We start from the raw sequence: 19,737 nt of genomic DNA on the forward strand, positions 1-19,737 counted from the left end.
TTTTACCGCAATTCTCCTGTTCGCTGATCAGGCAATGGTGAAAGGCTTACGGTCACGTCCTTCGATCCATTTTGGGGCCTTGCCGCGACCTGTCCAGGTTTTTCCAGTTGCTGGATCACGGTATTTTGCGGCCACTTTGCTCGCGACTTTGGCGGAAGCAGCTTTGCGCGCCCTGCCCGGAAAAACATCCTGCACCGTCAAGCCGAAACCGGCCACCAATTCGCGCACTTGAGAAACAGCTGCCGATATTTCATTATTGCGAGCTTGCACAATTGCCAATTCTAGTGCTTCACGCTGCTGTAAAAGTTCTTTGTAAGATGAGGTCATGATCTCTCCAGTAGGTTAATAAGTCTACAAATATACCCCAAAATAAAACCTTCAAGCGATATTCACAATTCGTGTAAGGAAATCATTTGCTTATATATTGAAAAGTGCTTTTTTCCATGATTAAAAATCAACCCGCTATTTTATTGGCGATCAGATTTTGTTATGTGGGGGTAGCAAGCGATAACCTGAGCGCCCAGACCTCAACCATAATGCATCCATTTATATTCAGAATGATCAAACCACATGTCATATTATTGGATCGGTGATATACAGGGCTGTGATCAGCCCCTGGGGCGTCTGCTGGATCTGATCGATTTCTCTCCTAGCCGTGACCATTTGGTGCTTCTGGGAGACCTGATCAACCGTGGGCCTTCATCGCTGGCGGTACTAAAACGCCTCATGGCCCTGCAGGGAAGCGTGCAATGTGTCTTGGGCAACCACGACCTGCACGGATTGGCTGTGGCCTTTGGCCTGCGCCAGACCAGTCGTCTGGACACATTGGATGAATTGCTGCAGGCACAGGATTCGACCGATTGGTGCACATGGCTTCGCCATCAACCTATGGCCCTGTTGTCGCACGATGTGCTGTCTGTGCACGCCGGGGTATTGCCCTCGTGGACGGTACAGCAAACCCTGTCATTGGCCGGAGAGGTTGAATCGGTTTTGCGCGGGCCCAATTGGCATGGCTTTTTAGGGCACATGTACGGTAACACCCCTGCTTCGTGGCATGAGGAACTAGAAGGCTTTGATCGCCTTCGGGTCGTGGTCAATGCCTTGACCCGACTGCGTTTTTGCACACCATCAGGCGAGATGGAATTCAAGACCAAGGAAGGGGCAGAAAACGCGCCAAAAGGGTACATCCCCTGGTTTGATGTTCCCGGGCGACGCACGGCAGACACCACCGTGGCCTTCGGTCATTGGTCCAGCTTGAGGCAACCAGCACGCCAAGATCTCTGGGCGCTTGACACAGGGTGCGTATGGGGCGGATGCCTCAGCGCCATGCGATGGCGCGAAGATGGTACACATGAGCGACTGCAAGTGCCCTGTCAACAAGCGCAAAAGCCGGCTTTGAAAGGCACTCACAACAGCGCCTGAGACTCACTTACCGCGCAAATCCACCACGCGTTTGGCCTTGCCCTGGCTGCGCTCGACGCCGCCTTCGGCCTTGAGCTCGATCGCCACGCTCGAACCGATGTAGACCTTGATTTCGTGCTGCAGCTGCTTGGCAGCCGCACGGGCTTCGATGCTGTCGGGGGAGACGCCGGGCTTGGTTTCGATCAGCACTTTGAGGTCGTCCATCGGGCCTTCGCGGGTCAGCACGCACTGGTAGTGCGGGGCCAGCTCGGCGCGCTTCAAGATCAATTCTTCGATCTGGCTGGGGAACACATTCACGCCCCGGATGATCATCATGTCGTCGCTGCGGCCGGTGATTTTTTCCATGCGGCGCATGCTGCGGGCGGTGCCGGGCAGCAAGCGCGTCAGGTCACGGGTGCGGTAGCGGATGATGGGCAAGGCTTCTTTGGTCAGGCTGGAGAAGACCAACTCGCCCATTTCGCCATCGGCCACCGGCTCGCCCGTCTCGGGGTGGATGATCTCGGGGTAGAAGTGGTCTTCCCAGATGGTCGGACCGTCTTTGGTCTCGATGCATTCGCTGGCCACACCCGGCCCCATCACTTCAGACAGGCCATAGATGTCGACCGCGTCGATGTTCATGCGCTTTTCAATCGCGGCGCGCATGTCATTGGTCCAGGGCTCAGCGCCGAAAATGCCGATGCGCAACGAGCTGGTCTTGGGGTCGATGCCTTGGCGCTCAAATTCGTCGGCAATCGCCAGCATGTAACTGGGCGTGACCATGATGATGTTGGACTTGAAATCCTGGATCAGCTGCACCTGGCGCTCGGTTTGGCCGCCGCCAAAAGGCACGACCGTCAGGCCCAGTTTTTCGGCCCCGTAATGCGCGCCCATGCCGCCAGTGAACAAGCCATAACCGTAGCTGATGTGCACCATGTCACCCGGCTTGGCCCCGCCAGCGCGGATGCTGCGGGCCACCACAGTGGACCAGATGTCAATGTCTTTGAGGGTGTAACCCACCACGGTGGGTTTGCCGGTGGTGCCGCTGGACGCGTGGATGCGGGCGCAGTTTTCACGTGGTACGGCAAACATGCCAAAGGGGTAGCTGTCGCGCAGGTCTGACTTGGTAGTGAACGGGAACTTGGCAATGTCGGCCAGGCTCTTGCAGTCATCGGGGTGCACGCCTGCCGCGTCGAATTTGGCACGGTAAACGGGCGAGTTGGCGTAGGCGTGCTGCAGGGTTTGCTGCAGGCGCTTGAGCTGCAAGCTGCGCAGCTCGTCGATGCTGGCCTTTTCAATCGGCTCGAGGGGGAAGGCTTTTTGACTCATTCAAATCTCCACTTGATCAGCGGGGGACAGGGCTGAAGACCAGTCCCCCAATTCATTGACTTATTCGGGGATGACGGTGCCCGGGATCTGCGCGCTCTTGCCACGGAACATGGCGATCACTTCACCGTTTTGGTTGGTGACTTTCATATCGTAGATGCCGTGACGCCCGCTCAGGGTCTGCTCAATGCCTTCACAGGTCAGCACATCGCCCAGCTTGCCGGGCTTCAAAAACTCGATACTGCAACCCGCCGCGACCGCGTTCTTGTTGTAGCTGTTACAGGCAAAGGCAAAGGTCGAGTCAGCCAGCGTGAAGATGAAGCCGCCATGGCAAATTTGATGGCCATTCAGGTGCAACGCTTTGACGGTCATGCGCATCACGGCGCGGCCGGGCTCGCAGGCCAGCAGTTCCATGCCCATGGTGTCTTTGGAGGCCACGTCGGCCGCAAACATGGTTTCACCCACCCGTCGGGCAAGGATTTTTGGATCATTCATCATTCGCCCTTGAATTGGGGTGCGCGTTTTTGCAGGAACGCGTTCACACCCTCCATATAGTCGTGCGTTTTACCCAACGCCGATTGCGTATCACGCTCCACATTCAGGTGCGCATCCAGTGAGCGGGTACCCGCATCGCGCAACAAATGGCGTGTGGCCACCAGCGCCTTGGTCGGCATTCCGGCCAGCTTGTCCGCCAGCGCCAGCGCGGCGGCCACGCAGTCGTCTGCGACATCCCAGATCAGGCCCCATTCTTTGGCTCTTTCAGCAGTCAGTTTGTCGCCCGTCATGGCCAGCGCCATGGCCCGGGGCAGGCCCAGGCGTTCCACCAGCAACCAACTTCCGCCTGCATCGGGAATCAGTCCAATCTTGCTGAAGGCCTGTACAAAGCTGGCTGTGGGCGCGGCAATCGCGATGTCACATGCCATGACCACCGAGGCACCTGCGCCAGCCGCCACGCCGTTGACAGCGCAAACGATCGGCATACGCAAGGACTGCAGCCGGCGCGTGGTGGGGTTGAAGGCATCGTTGATCACTGGGCCCGGGTCGGCGCGTTCGAGCAAACCGGGGCCTGGGGAGAAATCAATCTCGGACAAATCCAGCCCAGCGCAAAAGCCACGCCCCGCACCGGTCAACACCAACGCCCGCACAGCCGGGTTGGCTTCGGCCAGATCCATTGCGGCCCAGAGCTTCTGGTGCATTTCACGGGTGAAACTGTTAAGGGCTTGGGGGCGGTTGAGGGTGATCAGCGCCACAGCGCCTCGCACTTCATACAGCACCGATGCACTTGATTCGGCCATCTTGTGTCTCCTAGTCCTTGAATGTACCATTGCCCGACCGCTCGGTTGGTTAATATTTTCCCGCATGCCGAAATCGGAGTTGGCGGATCAAATCCAGTCCATCTGGTTATAGTGAAGCGATCTGACCACCACTTATTGGAGAAGCTCTTGCGCTACGAAAACATCGAAATCCGCGTTGAAGGCGGCAAAGTTGGCATCATCACCCTGAACCGCCCCAAGGCCCTGAACGCCCTGAACGGCGCTCTGATGGACGAGCTGGGCCTGGCCCTCAAAGTCTTTGACGCCGACGAGGCCATTGGCTGCATCGTCATCACCGGCAGCGAAAAAGCCTTTGCCGCAGGTGCTGACATTTCGGCCATGGCGAAGTTCAATTTCCACGACGTTTACAAAAACGACTTCATCACGCGCAACTGGGAAACCATCCGCAGCATTCGCAAGCCCGTGATCGCGGCCGTCAGCGGCTTTGCGCTGGGGGGCGGCTGCGAGCTGGCCATGATGTGCGACTTCATCATCGCCGCCGACAACGCCAAGTTCGGCCAGCCCGAAATCAAGATCGGCATCATCCCCGGCGCAGGCGGCACGCAGCGCCTGCCTCGGGCCTTGGGCAAATCCAAAGCGATGGACTTGGTCCTCACAGGCCGCATGATGGACGCGGCAGAAGCCGAACGTGGTGGCTTGGTCAGCCGCGTGGTGCCGCTGGACAAGTTGATGGACGAAACACTGGGGGCCGCTTTGATGATTTGTGGCTATGGCCAACTGGCCACGATGGCGGCCAAAGAAAGCGTCAACCGCGCCTTTGAAAGTGGGCTGAGCGACGGCGTGATGTTCGAGCGCCGCCTGTTCCACGGCTTGTTTGCCACCGCCGACCAAAAAGAAGGCATGGACGCGTTTTTGAACAAACGCGCCCCCAAGTTCATCAACGGGTGATCGGCCGCATGCAGCCCAGCAAGCCGCTGATTGCGGTCAACCGGGTGGGGTCACCAACTCAGGCTGCCAGATCAGCCGCTCGGGGGCGCTGAAGCACAAGAAGCGTTTGTTGGTGGCGCGGCCAATGGCGCACAAGCCCAGGCGCTGGGCCACGTCCAGGCCCATTTGCGTGATGCCGCTGCGCGAGACGACCACGGGCACGCCCATTTGTGCGGACTTGATGACCATCTCGCTGGTCAAGCGCCCGGTGGTGTAGAACACCTTGTCCTGGGCGTTCACGTCGTGCATCCACATCCAACCGGCAATGGTGTCCACCGCGTTGTGACGACCCACATCTTCGACGAACATGAGCATTTGGTCGCCCTGAAACAAGGCGCAGCCGTGCACTGAGCCCGATGATTTGTAGGTGGTTTCTTGCAAGCGGATGGCGTTGACCACACCGTAAAGCTGGCTTTGGGTGATTTGCGCGGGCGGCAGTTCGATCTCGTCAATGTGGGCCATCAAATCGCCAAATACACTGCCCTGGCCACAGCCGGTGGTCACCACGCGCTCGGCACTGCGCTCGATCACCACCTGGGCGTTGGCGCGGGTTTTGACCGCCGCCACACCGGGCTCGCCCAGCTCGCCTTCGCCAATCGTCCAGTCCACGGTGATGGATTCGATCTGGTCCACCGAATCAATCAGACGCTGGTTGCGCAAGAAGCCCAGCACCAGCCACTCGGGCTCGGCGCCCAGAGTCATCAAGGTCACCAGCTCTTTTTTATCGAGGTAAATGGTCAGCGCACGCTCAGCGGGGATTTGCGTCTCGGAGGACTCACCGAATTCGTTGCACACGGGCACACTGCGGGTCAGGGGTGCACGCGCTCGGGTGATGTGGGGCTTGAGCGGGGCCGATGCGGCCACGGGAGCGTTCAGAACAACAGACATGGCTTGAGCCTAACGTAAAAATCCCCCGCCATTGCCGACGGGGGATTTTGCGGTGACGCTGGAAACGCGATCAGCCTTTTTTGGCAGGCGCAGCAGCAGGCTTGGCACCAGCTGGTGCGGCTGCGGGCGCAGCGGCAGGCGCTGCAGCCGTCGTTTCTGCAGGCTTATAGGCACCAGGGTCCGCGCAAGCGGGCGTGGCAGCAGGTGCGGCCTTGCCTTTGCCATTGGTTTTGTAATAGTGCGCTGCCACCTTTTCGCGTGACTTGCACAGTTGGAAGTCGGCCACTTTGTTGCCGTGCGCGGTTTTGGCCGCAGCCTCGGCGGCTTTGGCCTTGGCTTCCTCACTGAGGGCAGGCAGTTTGGCGGCAGCGCTGAAGCCGATGGCCAGTGCGGACAAAACAAGCAGGGTTTTTTTCATGAAGTTTCTCCAGGCTCAAGCCGAAGCGGTGGAAGCATTCGAGGTGGCGGGGGGGGCCGTGGTGGCTGTACGGTGGGCTGGGATCTTGCCCGACTTCACATCGTCGTACCACAACTCATGGTGCTCCTTGGCCCAGGTTTCGTCCACATAGCCCGTGCGCATGGCTTTGTAAGCACCACGCATGCCAATGGTGCCCATGTAGATGTGGCCGATGAACATGGCCATCATGAACAAGGCCGCCACGCCGTGGATCATGCTGGCGATTTGCATGGTGCCGCGTTCGTAAATGAGACCGGGGATCAGCATGTCCAGCACCAGGCCTGAGCCGACCACGATCGCACCCAAGAGCAGCACGCCGCCCCAGAACACCACTTTTTCGCCCGCATTGAATCGGTGGGAAGGCACTTCAGTACCCGAGAACAAACCGCCGCCTTTGAGCATCCAGACCACATCGTCCTTGCTGGGCAGGTTGTCTTTGACAAAGGTGATGAAGACCACCACCAAAGACACCGCAAACAAGGGGCCTGCAAAGTTGTGCAGGTTTTTCAGGGCGAAGCTCAACCAGCCAAACAGCGTACCACCCAAAATAGGGAGCAAGAAGTATTTGCCGTAGGCGATGACGATGCCCGAGATGGCCAGCGACACAAAAGCGATGGCGTTGGCCCAATGGGCCGAGCGCTCAAAGGGTGTGAAGCGTTCGATCTTGCGGCCGGTTTCCTGGCCGTGTAATTCGATGGTGCCCTTGGAGAAATAAAACAAAGCCATCGCGCCCACAGCGATCAGCAGCAAGGCTGCGCCATAAGGAATGATGATGTTGTTGCGGACCTGCCGCCAAGACTCACCCGCCGAGGCCAGACGCGAGCCGGGGTACTGCACGAAGGGCTGGATCAGGTTGCCAGCCTCGGGCGCCTGGCTTTTGGGCAGGCTGGTATAGCCGGTCACGCCCTGCCCCACCGCGCGCCACATGGGCGCGTTGTTACCGGGCTGCACTTGACCACGCTCGGCGTTGGTCTGGTCCTTGTACTTCGGATCGGCGTCGGCACCCGGTGCGATCTGGAAGATGTTGGCGCTTTTGACGCCCAGGCTGTTGGCAGCTGCGGCGGCAGGTGCAGCGGAAGATGCAGCGGGTGGGGCCGCAGATGCCGGGGCCTGCGTTTGGGCCACAGCGCCCAAGGTCCACAGGGCCAGACCGATGCTCAGTAAGAAGCGACGCATGAACTTCTCCTTGTGGCTCACTTGGGCGCACGAGCGTGGTCATCTTGACCATAACTGGCACGCGCCTTGAGTTGGTTGGCCCAACCGTCTTTGTCGCCGGCTTTCCAGCCCGGGGCGGTGTAAACCGCCACACCGGTGCCGCTTTGCACGGGCTTGTCAGAACGCACACCCGGCTTGTCTTGCGAGGTTTCGCCGCACGCCACCAGCAAAGCCGCGAACCCGATGATGAAGATGGTTTTTTTCATGCTCAGGCTCCTGGTTTGGCTTGGTTGCCGTAAGCCGTGCCCCAGCCCCAAACTTCGGCGCCTTTGCCTCGGGCCAGCACACGACCGCGCAGAATGTCGGCGACCACATCGCCGTCACCCGCCAGCAAAGCTTTGGTTGAGCACATTTCTGCACAAGCGGGCAGCTTGCCCTCGGCCAGGCGGTTGCGGCCGTATTTTTCGAATTCAGCTTGGCTGCCATGCTCTTCTGGGCCGCCCGCACAGAACGTGCACTTGTCCATCTTGCCGCGCAAGCCAAAGGTGCCACTGGAGGGGAATTGAGGCGCGCCAAACGGGCAGGCATAGGAGCAGTATCCACAGCCAATGCAGATGTCCTTGTCGTGCAACACGACACCTTCGTCTGTTTTGTAAAAGCAGTTGACGGGGCAAACGGCCATGCAAGGCGCGTCGGAGCAGTGCATGCAAGCCACCGAGATCGACTTCTCACCCGGTACGCCATCGTTTCAGGGTGACCACGCGGCGGCGGTTCACGCCCCACGGGACTTCGTGTTCGTTTTTGCAAGCGGTGACGCAGCCGTTGCATTCGATGCAGCGCTCTGCATCGCAAATAAATTTCATTCGTGCCATCGTGTTCTCCTGGGGCGCTTAGGCTTTTTCGATGTTGCAGATGGTGGTCTTGGACTCTTGCATCATGGTGACGCTGTCATAACCGTAGGTGGTGGCGGTGTTGACCGCCTCGCCGCGCACGATGGGCGCAGCGCCTTTGGGGTAGTGCGCCAGCATGTCGGCACCTTGCCAACGACCAGAGAAGTGGAAAGGCATCCACACCGTGGCGGTGTCCACACGCTCGGTCACCAGGGCCTGCACGTCCAGTCGAGCGCCGGTGGCACCGGTCAACCAGACGCGGTCGCCGTTGCGGATGCCCCGGTCTGCTGCCGTCTTGGGATGGATTTCGACATAGGCCTCTTGCTGCAACTCGGCCAGCCAAGGGTTGGCGCGGGTTTCCTCGCCACCGCCTTCGTACTCGACCAAACGGCCAGAGGTCAGGATGAGCGGGTACTTCTCGTGCACCTTGTCGGCGATGTTCTTGTCCTGCACGGTCTTGAACAAGGTAGGCAGACGCCAGAAAGCCTTGCGGTCGTCGTGTGTGGGGTACTTGGCCATCAAGTCCGGACGGGTGCCGTACAAAGGCTCGCGGTGCTGCGGAATCGGATCTGGGAAGTTCCAGACCACGGCGCGCGCCTTGGCGTTGCCAAAGGGGTGGCAACCGTGGTTTTTCATGAACACACGGATCATGCCGCCCGACGAATCCGTCTTCCAGTTTTTGCCTTCGGCTTTGGCTTTTTCAGCCTCGGTCAGCTCGTCCCACCAGCCCAGTTTCTTGAGCAAGATGTGGTCGAGTTCCGGGTAACCGGTGGTGATGTCCGCGCCCTTGGAGTGCGAACCGTCTTCGGCCAACAGGCTCTTGCCTTCACGTTCCACGCCAAAGTTCGCGCGGAAATTACCGCCACCATCCATGACGTGCTTGGAGGTGTCGTACAGGTTGGGCGAGCCCGGGTGCTTCATTTCGGGCGTGCCGTAGCAAGGCCATGGCAGACCGAAGTAATCACCGGTGAAGTCGTAGCCGGTTTCCTTGTCCTTGCCGCCTTTGGCCTTGAGCGTCTTCACATCGAACACGTTCATGTTCTTCATGTGGGCCTTCAGGCGCTCTGGGCTTTGGCCGGTGTAGCCAATGGTCCAGACGCACTTGTTGATCTCGCGCAGGATGTCCTCGGGCACAGGCTCGTCCATGCCGCCGACTTTTTGCATCTTGTAGTTTTTGGACAGCTCTTTGGCAAAGCCCAATTTCTCTGCCAGCTGGTGCATGATCATGTGGTCCGAGCGGCTCTCCCACAAGGGCTCAATGACTTTCTCGCGCCACTGGATGGAGCGGTTGGAGGCGGTGCACGAACCGCTGGTTTCGAACTGGGTCGCAGCGGGCAACAGGTACACCGCACGGTTGGGGTTAAGGTCTTCGGCCTTGCCGGGCATGGCGGCCATGGCCGCTGTGGCCGATGGGTACGGGTCGACCACCACCAACAAGTCGAGCTTGTCCATGGCGCGCTTCATGTCCAGACCACGGGTTTGCGAGTTGGGGGCATGGCCCCAATAGAACACGCCGCGCAGGTTGCTGTCTTGGTCGATCAGCTCGTTGTTCTCGAGTACGCCATCGATCCAGCGGGACACGGTGATGCCGTTCTTGCCCATCATGGCGGGCGATGCGAACTGTTTTTTGATCCACTCGAAATCCACACCCCAGGTGCTGGCAAAGTGCTTCCAGGAGCCTTCGGCCAAACCGTAGTAACCGGGCAATGAATCGGGGTTAGGGCCCACGTCGGTCGCGCCCTGCACGTTGTCGTGGCCACGGAAAATATTGGTGCCGCCACCGGTCTTGCCGACGTTGCCCAAAGCCAATTGCAAGATGCAAGAAGCACGCACGATGGCATTGCCAATCGTGTGCTGGGTCTGGCCCATGCACCAGACGATGGTGCCGGGGTTGTTCTCGTGCAGCATCTTGGCGATCTTGAAGACTTGGTCTTCTTTGACGCCGCAAGCCTCTTCCACCTTGTCGGGTGTCCACTTGGCCAGCACTTCGGTCTTGATGGCGTCCATGCCGTAGACACGGTCGTTGATGTATTTTTTGTCTTCCCAGCCGTTTTTGAAGATGTGATACAGCACACCAAACAGGAAAGGAATGTCGGTACCGGAGCGGATGCGCACGAACTCGTCGGCCTTGGCTGCGGTGCGGGTGAAACGCGGGTCGACCACGATCATCTTGCAGCCGTTTTCTTTGGCGTGCAGCATGTGCAGCATGGACACCGGGTGGGCTTCGGCCGCGTTGGAGCCGATGTACAAAGCGACCTTGCTGTTTTGCATGTCGTTGTACGAGTTGGTCATGGCGCCATAACCCCAGGTGTTGGCCACACCGGCCACCGTGGTGGAGTGGCAAATGCGGGCTTGGTGGTCGCAGTTGTTGGTGCCCCAGAAGCTCACGAACTTGCGCAGCAAATAGGCTTGTTCGTTGTTGTGTTTGGAGGAGCCCACGTAATAAATGCTGTCTGGGCCGCTGGCCTTTTTCAGCTCCAGCATCTTGGCGCTGATTTCGTTGAGGGCCACGTCCCAGCTGATGCGCTCGTATTTGCCGTTGACCAGCTTCATGGGGTAACGCAGGCGGTATTCGCCATGGCCATGCTCACGGATGGCCGCGCCCTTGGCGCAATGCGCACCCAGGTTGATGGGCGAGTCGAACACAGGCTCCTGGCGCACCCAAACACCGTTTTCCACAACCGCATCGATGGCGCAACCCACCGAGCAGTGGGTGCAGATGGTGCGCTTGACTTCGACCTTGCCCGCGCCCGTGATGGACTTGGCAGTGGCGGCCTGCGCTTTTTGCACCAAGCTCAACTGGGATGCAGCCAAGCCCACCCCCACGCCCAAACCCGAGCGGCGCAAAAAGCTGCGGCGGTCCAGGGTGGGCAAGGCCTGCGACAAACCACGGCGCAAGCTGTGGATGAAGGGGGATGACGTGGCATCAGATGTGCCGGAGGATTTTTTGGTCAGCAACATGGAGGGCTCCAGTTGGGGATGAACAGGAAAGAGAGACGAAAAATCAGACGCGGGCGGTCTTGTAATACTGCTGAACGTGCTCGCTCAGGGTGTAACCCCCGCCACGCGTGGGCTTGGGCAAGGACGTGGCCACGGGCGCGGCCTGCTTGACAACACCCGGCAAAACAGCGGTGGCTGCAGCCACCGCGCCCACCGTGGCAGCACCTGAGAACAGGCTGCGGCGCGAAAGAGCGGAAGTTTTGGAAGACATCAAAGACTCCTTAAAGGGACAAGGCAACGGCTCAATAGAACATCCAACCTAGGCAGCAAAATGCACAGGTGATCTTACTGGCTGACCAGCCGACCACCCAAGTGAAAACCCTTACCCCCGATTGATTTGCGTCAAACAGGTGACTGGCCAAACGGTATGGACTTCAAGAAAGTGTCCGCACACACAAACCACTTGGGCATTGTGTGCGCTGACGCACGGTGTTCTTTTATTTGTAAAGAACTTCAGGCAACCACATGCCGATGGCCGGGAACATGTAGAGCAGCACGATGGCAAAGACCTGAATCGCCATGAAAGGCAACATGCCCGCGAAGATCTGGTTCAGCGTGACGTGTGGTGGGCTCACACCCTTCAGGTAGAAAGCCGCCATGGCCACAGGTGGGCTCAGGAATGCGGTCTGCAGGTTCAAAGCCACCAACAAACCGAAGAACAGCGGATCGATGCCAAAGTGGGGCAGCAAGGGGATGAAGATCGGCATGAAAATCACGATGATCTCTGTCCACTCCAAAGGCCAGCCCAACAAGAAGATGACCACTTGCGCCAGGATCATGAACTGCACCGGCGTCAGGTCCATGCCCAGCACCCAGGTGTTGATGATCTCTTGGCCACCCAGCAACGCAAAGGCTGCCGAGAAAATGCTGGAGCCCACAAACAACCAGCACACCATGGCGCTGGTTTTTGCCGTCAGGTACACCGATTCGCGCAGCACCACATAGTTGAGCCTGCGGTAAGCGGCAGCCAGCAGCAAACCGCCCAGCGAACCCATGGCCGCCGCTTCGGTCGGTGTGGCCAAACCAAACACGATGGTGCCGAGCACCGCCAAAATCATGATGGCCAGCGGGAAGAACGAGCCCAGCAACATCTTGAAAATCTCAAGCCTTGCAAAGCTGAAATAGGCATAGAACAGGGCCAAGGCCACTGCGCAGCTGGCCAAGCCAATCCAGAAGGACAGCGGCGCTTCTTGGCGCTCGGCCTCATCCGCAGGCGTTTGCGCCGCAGCACTGACCGCGACCGACGCAGGCTCTTTGGCAGGTTCTGAAGCTGGGGCCGCATCCGCTTTGGCCTCTTCGGTCGCAGCCGGTGGGGTTTGCAAGCCTTCGGTTTCGGGCTCCGACAAACCGCTGACGTTTTCCTCTTCTGCGGCGTCTGCGGAATCGGACAACTCACCACCCATGGCCATCACACCCTCGACCGTCTCGACGGGCAGTGGTGCAGTGACTTTGAAGTAAATGGTTCCCATGATCGCTGCGACGGCCAAAAGCGGCAGCAAAGCAATGACCAAGTGGTTGAGCAAGTCGCGCATGGGCACTGCCGCATTGCGCTTGCCCTTGAGGGCGCCGATCAAGCCGGGCAGCACGTTGTTGCTGATGTCTTTGGACACCACTTGCGCAAACGCTGGCAAGGGCACGATGCGGTCTTGCGCCGACATGGGCGGTGCCATGCTGGGCTTGATCTTGGCCAAAATCACCACGTAGAGCACGTACAAGGTGGCCAGCATCACACCAGGAAAGAATGCGCCAGCGTACAACTTGACCACCGACACGCCGGCCGTCGCGCCGTAGACGATCAACATGACCGAGGGCGGAATCAGAATGCCCAAACAGCCGCCTGCGGTGATGGCCCCCGCCGACAACTGAACGCTGTAACCCGCACGCAGCATAGCCGGCAGCGCCAGCAAGCCCATGAGCGTGACCACCGCGCCCACGATGCCCGTGGCCGTGGCAAAAATGGCGCAGGTCACGATGGTGGCCACTGCCAAAGAACCCGGAACACGGGCCATCGCCAAGTGCATGCTCTTGAACAATTTTTCGATCAAGTTGGCGCGTTCAATGAGGTAGCCCATGAACACGAACAAGGGGATCGAGATCAGCACGTCATTGGACATGACCGAGAAGGCGCGCTGAACCATCAGGTCCAGCGTTTGCTGAACCGCCAGATCGGGGTTGGAGCTTCGGTAAGCAATCCAGGCAAAGATCATGCCCATGCCCATGAGCGTGAAAGCTGTGGGGAAACCCAACATGATCGCCACCACCACCAAGGCCAGCATGAGCAAGCCCAAATGACCGTTGGCCATCTCGGAAGGAGGAGGCAACAAAACAAAGGCCGACAACACGACCAAGGCCATGATGGTCAGACCAAACCAGACTTCTTTTTTCATTTTTGCGTTCCCTTGGCAATCACCAACTCGCCTAACTTGACGATGTCTTCGTCTTTCACATTGACCATTTGCTTGAGTTTTTCGACATCGACCTCGTCCACGTCATCGCCACGCTTGGGCCACTCACCTTGCTGGATACACACAATGCAACGCACAATTTCAACCAAACCCTGAGCCAACAGGAAAGCACCCGCAATCGGCAAAATGGTTTTGAACGGGTAGATGGGCGGACCGTCGGCCGTCACGTTGGAGTGCTCGTTGATGGCCCAGGAATCTGCGGCAAAACCATAGCCGGCGTACGCCAAAGCGACCACGCCCGGTATGAAAAACACGATGTAAAGAAGCAGGTCCAACCAGGCCTGCAGACGGGGCGGGAAAAAGCCATACAGCACATCACCACGCACATGGCCGTTCTTGGAGAGGGTGTAGGCACCCGCCATCATGAAGAGCGATCCGTACATCATGCTCATGACGTCAAAGGCCCAGGCATGGGGGCTGTCTAAAACATATCGGGAGAAAACCTCCCAGGAAATCATGAAGGTCAACGCCACGATCAGCCAGGAAAAAAATTGACCAATCCAAGTACTGACTTTGTCAATAAAGAGCAACAGGTTTTGCATAAGGGAACCGCATAAATGAATCAGCCATCCAGGTTGACTGGATGGCTGTAAGGGAAGCCAGAAAAAATCAACCTTTTTTAGGGGCTGGGGCTTTCGCTCCGAAGAAGTGGTTCACGGCCATGCGACGGCTGATGTTGGTGTCCTGGTCCCACTTGACCGCACGTTGTGCGAAGGCGCGTTGGGATTCCACGATTTCCTTGAACAGCGGATTTTCTGCAGACTTCTTGGCGACAATTTCGGTCCAGATTTTCAATTGGTCTTGCAAAATGGCGTCAGGCGTTTTATAGAACTTGACCTTGTCTTTGGTCTGCAACTCGATGTAGTCCTTGGAATAGCGGTCAATGGCTTTCCAGGACATGTCCGCAGAAGCCGCCTCCGTAGCAATGGCGATGACCGACTTCATCTTGGCAGGCAAGGCATCGTACTTGGTCTTGTTGAACATGATCTCAAACGTCTCAGCGCTCTGGTGGTAGCTTTGCAGCATGCACACCTTGGAGACATCGGGAAAGCCCAAAATGCGGTCAGAGGTGGCGTTGTTGAACTCAGCGCCATCCAGCAAGCCGCGGTCCATCGCAGGGACGATTTCGCCGCCTGGCAAGGCGTTCACCGCAGCACCCATGGCGGTGAACAAGTCAATGGCCAACCCGTTGGTACGGAACTTCAAGCCCTTGAAATCCGCAGACTTGGTGATTGGCTTCTTGAACCAGCCCAGTGGCTGTGTGGACATGGGGCCATACAAGAACGACTGCACGTTGCCACCAATCGACGCGTACAACTTGGCCAGCAGTTCAGCACCGCCGCCGTACTTGTGCCAAGACAAAATCATGTTGGCGTCCATGCCGAAGGCTGGGCCAGAGTTCCACAAGGCCAAAGCGTTTTGCTTGCCGTAGTGGTAACCCAACACACCGTGACCGCCGTCCAAAGTGCCTTTGGAGACCGCTTCAAGCAAGCCGAAAGCAGGCACGACAGCGCCCGCTGGCAGCACTTCGATCTTCAGATCGCCTCCGGTCATGTCGTTGACCTTCTTGGCGTAGTCCAGTGCGTACTCGTGGAAGATGTCCTTGGCAGGCCAAGTGCTCTGCCAGCGCATGGAGATCGGGCCGGTTTGGGCCTTGGCGATCATGGGCGCAGAGAGGGTACCTGCAGCCAGGGCAGCGCCCTTGAGCAGATGACGACGGCGGGGGGTTTTGTTGTCTGACAAGGTGAGTCTCCGAAAGATGATGAACTTGCAAGCGTAAAAAATTACTGCTTGGTTTTTGATTATGCAGCGCACCAAACGCTCGCCAGTCAGTGAAAACCCTATGAAACCCCGTCTAACATTTCAATCAAGCCACCAAATCGAAGCCCTGCGTTTCCACGCTCAGAAAAGCTTCGGTGAATGCGGCCAAGTGGGCATAAAAAACAGCCGCAGGATGCGCCCGCAGCGTTTGGCACATTTGCGGCACCCACGGCTGCAGATGCTGGCTGAAAAATGCCATTTGGTGCGTGAGGTTGGCCACGGCCACATCGTCCCCGGCAATCAGGTAGCGCATGACTTCGAAGACATAGGCCACATGGTCTTCGGTGTCGGACATGCCCTCGCCTTTGCCCAGGCCCAAGGCTGCCAGGTCGTCGCGCAGCTTGACCAATGGTTTTTCGTTCAAAAAGCCGCTGAGGTAGTGCGAGCCATACAGGTAAACCTCGGGCTTGCCCACCCCACCAAACAGGCGGTTGTATTCGGCCACCACCTGATCGTGGTTCAGGCTGCGTGCGCTGGCCACCAGGTCGCGCCAAGGCTCTTCCAGAAAACCACCTGCATCGGGGGCCTCGGTCACGGCCACCTGCAATTGGCCCAGCAAATCGGCCGATGGCGCGGCATAAAGCAGCTGCGACAGCAGGCCGTACACCTCGGCGCGGGCGGTTTCTTCGTCCAGCGCATGGCTGCTGGCGGACAGGTTCAGGTCTGGGCTCATGGCAAGCATTTATCGGGTTTTGGGAGGCAGTTGGCCATCGGTGATGCGCACCTGGTTCTCGTCGGTGAACATGTCCACCACGCGGCAGTCGCCGCACATTTTCAGGCGTTCCAGCGCGGCGCCTTGGAACATGCTGTGGCCAGTCAGGCGACCCAACATGGTCTCAATCGCTTTGAGGGTGCCAAAGGGTTTGGCGCAGCGGATGCAGGCATACGGCGGGCTGCTGTGCACCACGCGGGGCTGCGTCCGTTCGGCCAGCAGCGACAGGCGCGGCTGCAGAGTGATCGCGTTTTCGGGGCAGGTCGTGGCACACAGACCGCATTGCACGCAGTTTTTCTCGACAAACCGCAACTCGGGCTGCAAGGGGTTGTCTTGCAGCGCCGACGAAGGGCAAGCGCCCACGCAGCTCATGCACAGCGTGCACTTGCTGCCGTCCACCGTGATGCTGCCCAAAGGCGACCCCGCGGCGGGCAAGGCGAGTGCCTTTGGGCGCGAGGCCTCGTCCATGGCCATCACGGGCGACTGGGCCATCAGGTGGTCGATGACCAGCTCCAGGTTGCTGCGCTTTTCGGCTTGCACCGCGTGACGGGCGGCGACGGCAGGGCCTGTGGGCAGGCTGGCGGTCTTGAGGCTGCGGGCGCACAGGCGCTGCAAATCACCATCCAAAGATGTGGCGGTTTTGGCTTCGATGAGCTGGAAATGCACGCCGGTGTAGCCCAGGCCGTTGAGCAAGCTTTGCGCCACGGCCATTTGCTCAAGGAGCGCGGCGCGGTATTGCGGCGCTTCTTCGGTGGTGAGCAGCACCATGACCTGGCGAGCGCCATAGGCCACGGCCGACAGCCACAGCTCCATGCCCACACTGGCGGTGTGCCACAGGGCCACGGGCATCACGCGGGCAGGCACGCCTTGCATCACGCCCAGCTGCGCACCCCGACCCAGCTCGTCGATCAGCGCCTGGCCTTTGTCTTGGCTGTGCAACAGCAAAGCAGCATCGCGCCCGCCAGCGGCTTGGTAGGCCCAGAGCAATGCGCGGATCTTGGCCCCCTGCTCTGCCGGGCGCGGGTAAGCGTAAGTCAGGGCCCCAGTGGGGCAAGCCGTGGTGCAAGCGCCGCAGCCCACGCACAGGTTGGGGTTGACCACGATTTGCTGGCGGCTCTTGTCGGAGCGCACGGCTTCGGCCGAGCAAATGTCAATGCAGGCGCTGCAACCGACTTGTTCGTTGCGGCTGTGGGCGCAGAGCTTTTGTTTGTAGGCAAAAAACCGGGGCTTTTCAAACTCGCCCACCAGTTCGCGCACCTTCAGCAAAGTTGGCAGGTCTTGTCCATCCCAGCGGAAGTAGCCTTGCGGCAAGGCGTGTGAGGTGAAGGTGGGCGATGCTTGGTCGCCACGCAAGTCCAGCACCACATCAAAGCGCTCGGTTCGCGGACGGGCGTCGCGGCTGAAGTCAATAGCACCTGCGGCATCGCACACCTTGACGCAGTCGCGGTGCGATGTGCAGCGTGACAAGTCCACCTGGTAATCCAGGCCAATGGCCTGCTCGGGGCAGGCGGCCACGCAAGCGTTGCAGCGGGTGCACAGGTCCAGGTCAATCGGGTTGCTGGCGTCCCAGGTCACATCAAACGCACCCAGCCATCCGCTCAGGCTTTGCAAGCGCCCGGCCACCACGGGATGACGCCGTTCCTGACTGCCCCCGGCGTTACCCGGGCCTTGCGCAAAAATCGTGACCTGCATCGCATCTGACAAGAAACTGGCGGCGCGTTCGGCCACATCGATGGCCCCGATGATGAGCACGCGGCCTTCGCTTTTGTAGGTGACGGTGGCCACCGGTTCGGGTTCGGGCAAACGGGCAGCGGCCAGCAGTGCGGCCATTTTGGCTGTGGCGTGCGCGGCTTCACGGCCCCAGCCGCCGGTTTCGCGGATGTTGACAAAGCGGATGGGCGAAATCGCGCCTTCGGTTTGCTCGGCCAGTTCACTGAACAGGCGTTTTTCTTGGGTGCAAGCCACCACCACGGTGTCGCCGGTTTTCACGGCTTTTTGAAATTGTCCAGCCTCGCGGCGGCACAAGGTGGTGTGCAGCGTCAGGTCTTCACCCAGTGCTTGGCCCAGGGCTTGGGCTTGCAGGGGCATGGTTTGGTTGCAGTTGCAAATCAGGGTGGTCATGTTCGGGGTGCGCGTTGGCGTGGGGCTGAATCACGGGGCTGACCGATCCTGCCAAATCGGGCAGGGAAGGCGGCGACTGTGCCACAACTGGCGAGCCTTGCGGGGCCGCAGGACTTTGCTCAGGGTTTCCACCGGGGTCTGCAGCAGGGCTGACAGCAGTCGACACAGGCTCGGCCGTGGGCGCAGTCTTGGCCGCCGCTTCATCGGGTCTGTCGAACAAACCCAGCAACTGCGCACCCACCATTTTTTGCAGCATGCCTGCGGGCATGGGGTCGGGTGTGTTGTAGTCGCCGATGTAGATGTCGAGGCCGTCCATGACATTGAAATGCGGGTCGGTGAACAGTTTTTTCATGGCCACATTGCGCACATCGGCGGTCACGCCGGGCCGCATGAAAGGCTGAAAGTCCGAGGACGGGGTCAAGGCGCGTGCGTCGTTCAGGCTGGGCAAGGGCTCGGCGGGTAACTCGCTGGACTTCGCTTCGGTTGCACCCGACTCAGTCTCTTGGGCCGCAGCCTTGGAACTTTGCAACGATTGGGACGATCCAGTCAATTCAGACGACTCGACCGGACTCGCCGGGATGGCAGGTTCGGCCACCGGCAAGCCCTTGGCCACGGATTGCTTGCGCTGCGACCAGCGGCTGAAAAAGTGCTCGCTCATGGGCCCTGCCTCCCGCCCTTGCGCTTGTCCGTTGTACTGACCGAGGCGGGCTGACCAAAGCGGTCGGTCAGGCCCTGAAAACTTTGCGGGCGCTGCCGGCGCTTGACTTCGGGCACATAAAAGGCGTCGGTGAAGGCCTGCAACCGGGCCACCACTTCGGGCGAGGCAGGGACGTTTTCCACGGTTTCCTGGGCATCGAGCCAGCGACCCGCGTCGTGGTAACTCAGACTCAGGGCTTGGGGCACAGCCTGCTCCTCCTGGCCATCCTGCCCTTGTTGCACACGCCACATGACAAAAAGACTGGGGGTGGGCGAGGTGAGGTTGAGCCAATAGCCTTCGGCGTCGTCGCTGAACAGCTCCAGCCGCCAAGCAGGGTAAAGCCACAGGGCTTCGCCATCGGTTTGACGCAGGCAGCGCGGGTTTTCACCAAACCCGGCTTCATGCGGCACCACATCGGCCAGCACCCAGCGGTGCGACTGCCAGCGGGACATGGCCCCTTGCACGGCTTCGCGGCGCATCAGCACCGCCATTTCGGAAACGACATGAACAGACATTGGGCACTTTCTTTCAGCGGGGCTTGCCCCT

19 protein-coding genes and 1 pseudogene are annotated in these 19,737 nt (G+C 59.4%); 2 read left to right on the top strand and 18 right to left on the bottom strand.

Annotated features, from left to right (window positions below; translation table 11 throughout):
* Positions 1-27 precede the first annotated feature (27 nt).
* The gene (locus tag HEQ17_RS01920) at positions 28-327 is read right to left on the bottom strand and encodes an H-NS histone family protein (protein ID WP_296291009.1); all 300 of its coding nucleotides are present in this window, start codon (positions 325-327) and stop codon (positions 28-30) included.
* Positions 328-570: 243 nt separating this feature from the next.
* Between HEQ17_RS01920 and HEQ17_RS01925 the strand changes: the two genes are divergently transcribed.
* Complete coding sequence (locus HEQ17_RS01925) at positions 571-1,422, top strand: symmetrical bis(5'-nucleosyl)-tetraphosphatase (protein WP_296291010.1); 852 nt, start codon at positions 571-573, stop codon at positions 1,420-1,422.
* Positions 1,423-1,425: 3 nt separating this feature from the next.
* Here the strand turns inward: HEQ17_RS01925 and paaK are convergent, their stop codons facing one another.
* From paaK to HEQ17_RS01940, 3 genes are read right to left on the bottom strand one after another with little or no spacing between them, the layout of a single operon-like run.
* A complete protein-coding gene (gene paaK / locus HEQ17_RS01930; RefSeq protein WP_296291011.1) occupies positions 1,426-2,727 on the bottom strand; it encodes a phenylacetate--CoA ligase PaaK in 1,302 nt (433 codons plus the stop codon).
* A 60-nt stretch (positions 2,728-2,787) separates the two neighbouring features.
* Positions 2,788-3,222: a hydroxyphenylacetyl-CoA thioesterase PaaI gene (gene paaI / locus HEQ17_RS01935; protein ID WP_296291012.1), complete on the bottom strand. Its 435-nt coding sequence runs from the start codon at positions 3,220-3,222 to the stop codon at positions 2,788-2,790.
* Positions 3,219-4,019 (bottom strand): enoyl-CoA hydratase-related protein, encoded by an 801-nt coding sequence (locus HEQ17_RS01940; protein WP_296291013.1) that lies wholly within the window; start codon positions 4,017-4,019, stop codon positions 3,219-3,221. Before HEQ17_RS01940 ends, paaI begins: the two co-directional genes overlap by 4 nt.
* A 147-nt stretch (positions 4,020-4,166) precedes the next feature.
* Here HEQ17_RS01940 and HEQ17_RS01945 point away from each other — a divergent pair, with 147 nt between their 5' ends.
* The gene (locus tag HEQ17_RS01945) at positions 4,167-4,946 is read left to right on the top strand and encodes an enoyl-CoA hydratase (RefSeq protein ID WP_296291014.1); all 780 of its coding nucleotides are present in this window, start codon (positions 4,167-4,169) and stop codon (positions 4,944-4,946) included.
* Positions 4,947-4,982: 36 nt separating this feature from the next.
* Here HEQ17_RS01945 and HEQ17_RS01950 read toward each other — a convergent pair whose 3' ends face one another.
* From HEQ17_RS01950 to HEQ17_RS02015, 14 genes and pseudogenes are all read right to left on the bottom strand, one after another.
* Positions 4,983-5,873 (bottom strand): formate dehydrogenase accessory sulfurtransferase FdhD, encoded by an 891-nt coding sequence (locus HEQ17_RS01950; protein WP_296291015.1) that lies wholly within the window; start codon positions 5,871-5,873, stop codon positions 4,983-4,985.
* A 70-nt stretch (positions 5,874-5,943) separates the two neighbouring features.
* A complete protein-coding gene (locus HEQ17_RS01955) occupies positions 5,944-6,291 on the bottom strand; it encodes a hypothetical protein (RefSeq protein ID WP_296291016.1) in 348 nt (115 codons plus the stop codon).
* A gap of 15 nt (positions 6,292-6,306) precedes the next feature.
* Positions 6,307-7,506 carry a formate dehydrogenase subunit gamma gene (locus HEQ17_RS01960; RefSeq protein ID WP_296291017.1) on the bottom strand — a complete coding sequence of 400 codons (1,200 nt, stop codon included), beginning with the start codon at positions 7,504-7,506 and terminating at the stop codon, positions 6,307-6,309.
* A 17-nt stretch (positions 7,507-7,523) separates the two neighbouring features.
* Positions 7,524-7,751 carry a hypothetical protein gene (locus HEQ17_RS01965; protein ID WP_296291018.1) on the bottom strand — a complete coding sequence of 76 codons (228 nt, stop codon included), beginning with the start codon at positions 7,749-7,751 and terminating at the stop codon, positions 7,524-7,526.
* Between the two features lie 2 nt (positions 7,752-7,753).
* Positions 7,754-8,357 (bottom strand): annotated as a pseudogene (gene fdh3B / locus HEQ17_RS01970) (formate dehydrogenase FDH3 subunit beta).
* Positions 8,358-8,375: 18 nt separating this feature from the next.
* Positions 8,376-11,336 (bottom strand): formate dehydrogenase subunit alpha, encoded by a 2,961-nt coding sequence (locus HEQ17_RS01975; protein WP_296291019.1) that lies wholly within the window; start codon positions 11,334-11,336, stop codon positions 8,376-8,378.
* A 43-nt stretch (positions 11,337-11,379) separates the two neighbouring features.
* Positions 11,380-11,586, bottom strand: a complete 207-nt coding sequence (locus tag HEQ17_RS01980; protein ID WP_296291020.1) for a formate dehydrogenase — start codon at positions 11,584-11,586, stop codon at positions 11,380-11,382.
* A 226-nt stretch (positions 11,587-11,812) separates the two neighbouring features.
* Positions 11,813-13,762, bottom strand: a complete 1,950-nt coding sequence (locus HEQ17_RS01985; RefSeq protein ID WP_296291021.1) for a TRAP transporter large permease subunit — start codon at positions 13,760-13,762, stop codon at positions 11,813-11,815.
* Positions 13,759-14,382 carry a TRAP transporter small permease subunit gene (locus HEQ17_RS01990; RefSeq protein WP_296291022.1) on the bottom strand — a complete coding sequence of 208 codons (624 nt, stop codon included), beginning with the start codon at positions 14,380-14,382 and terminating at the stop codon, positions 13,759-13,761. Before HEQ17_RS01990 ends, HEQ17_RS01985 begins: the two co-directional genes overlap by 4 nt.
* 67 nt (positions 14,383-14,449) lie before the next feature.
* A complete protein-coding gene (locus HEQ17_RS01995; protein WP_296291023.1) occupies positions 14,450-15,583 on the bottom strand; it encodes a C4-dicarboxylate ABC transporter in 1,134 nt (377 codons plus the stop codon).
* Between the two features lie 124 nt (positions 15,584-15,707).
* Positions 15,708-16,334 carry a molecular chaperone TorD family protein gene (locus HEQ17_RS02000; protein ID WP_296291024.1) on the bottom strand — a complete coding sequence of 209 codons (627 nt, stop codon included), beginning with the start codon at positions 16,332-16,334 and terminating at the stop codon, positions 15,708-15,710.
* Positions 16,335-16,343: 9 nt separating this feature from the next.
* A complete protein-coding gene (locus tag HEQ17_RS02005; protein ID WP_296291025.1) occupies positions 16,344-18,494 on the bottom strand; it encodes a 4Fe-4S binding protein in 2,151 nt (716 codons plus the stop codon).
* Positions 18,421-19,152: a DUF3306 domain-containing protein gene (locus HEQ17_RS02010; protein ID WP_296291026.1), complete on the bottom strand. Its 732-nt coding sequence runs from the start codon at positions 19,150-19,152 to the stop codon at positions 18,421-18,423. The genes HEQ17_RS02005 and HEQ17_RS02010 overlap by 74 nt, the downstream gene beginning before the upstream one ends.
* Positions 19,149-19,706, bottom strand: a complete 558-nt coding sequence (locus HEQ17_RS02015) for a DUF3305 domain-containing protein (RefSeq protein ID WP_296291027.1) — start codon at positions 19,704-19,706, stop codon at positions 19,149-19,151. The genes HEQ17_RS02010 and HEQ17_RS02015 overlap by 4 nt, the downstream gene beginning before the upstream one ends.
* Positions 19,707-19,737: the final 31 nt, after the last annotated feature.

This window comes from Limnohabitans sp. (assembly GCF_023910625.1).
Classification (GTDB): domain Bacteria; phylum Pseudomonadota; class Gammaproteobacteria; order Burkholderiales; family Burkholderiaceae_C; genus Limnohabitans_A.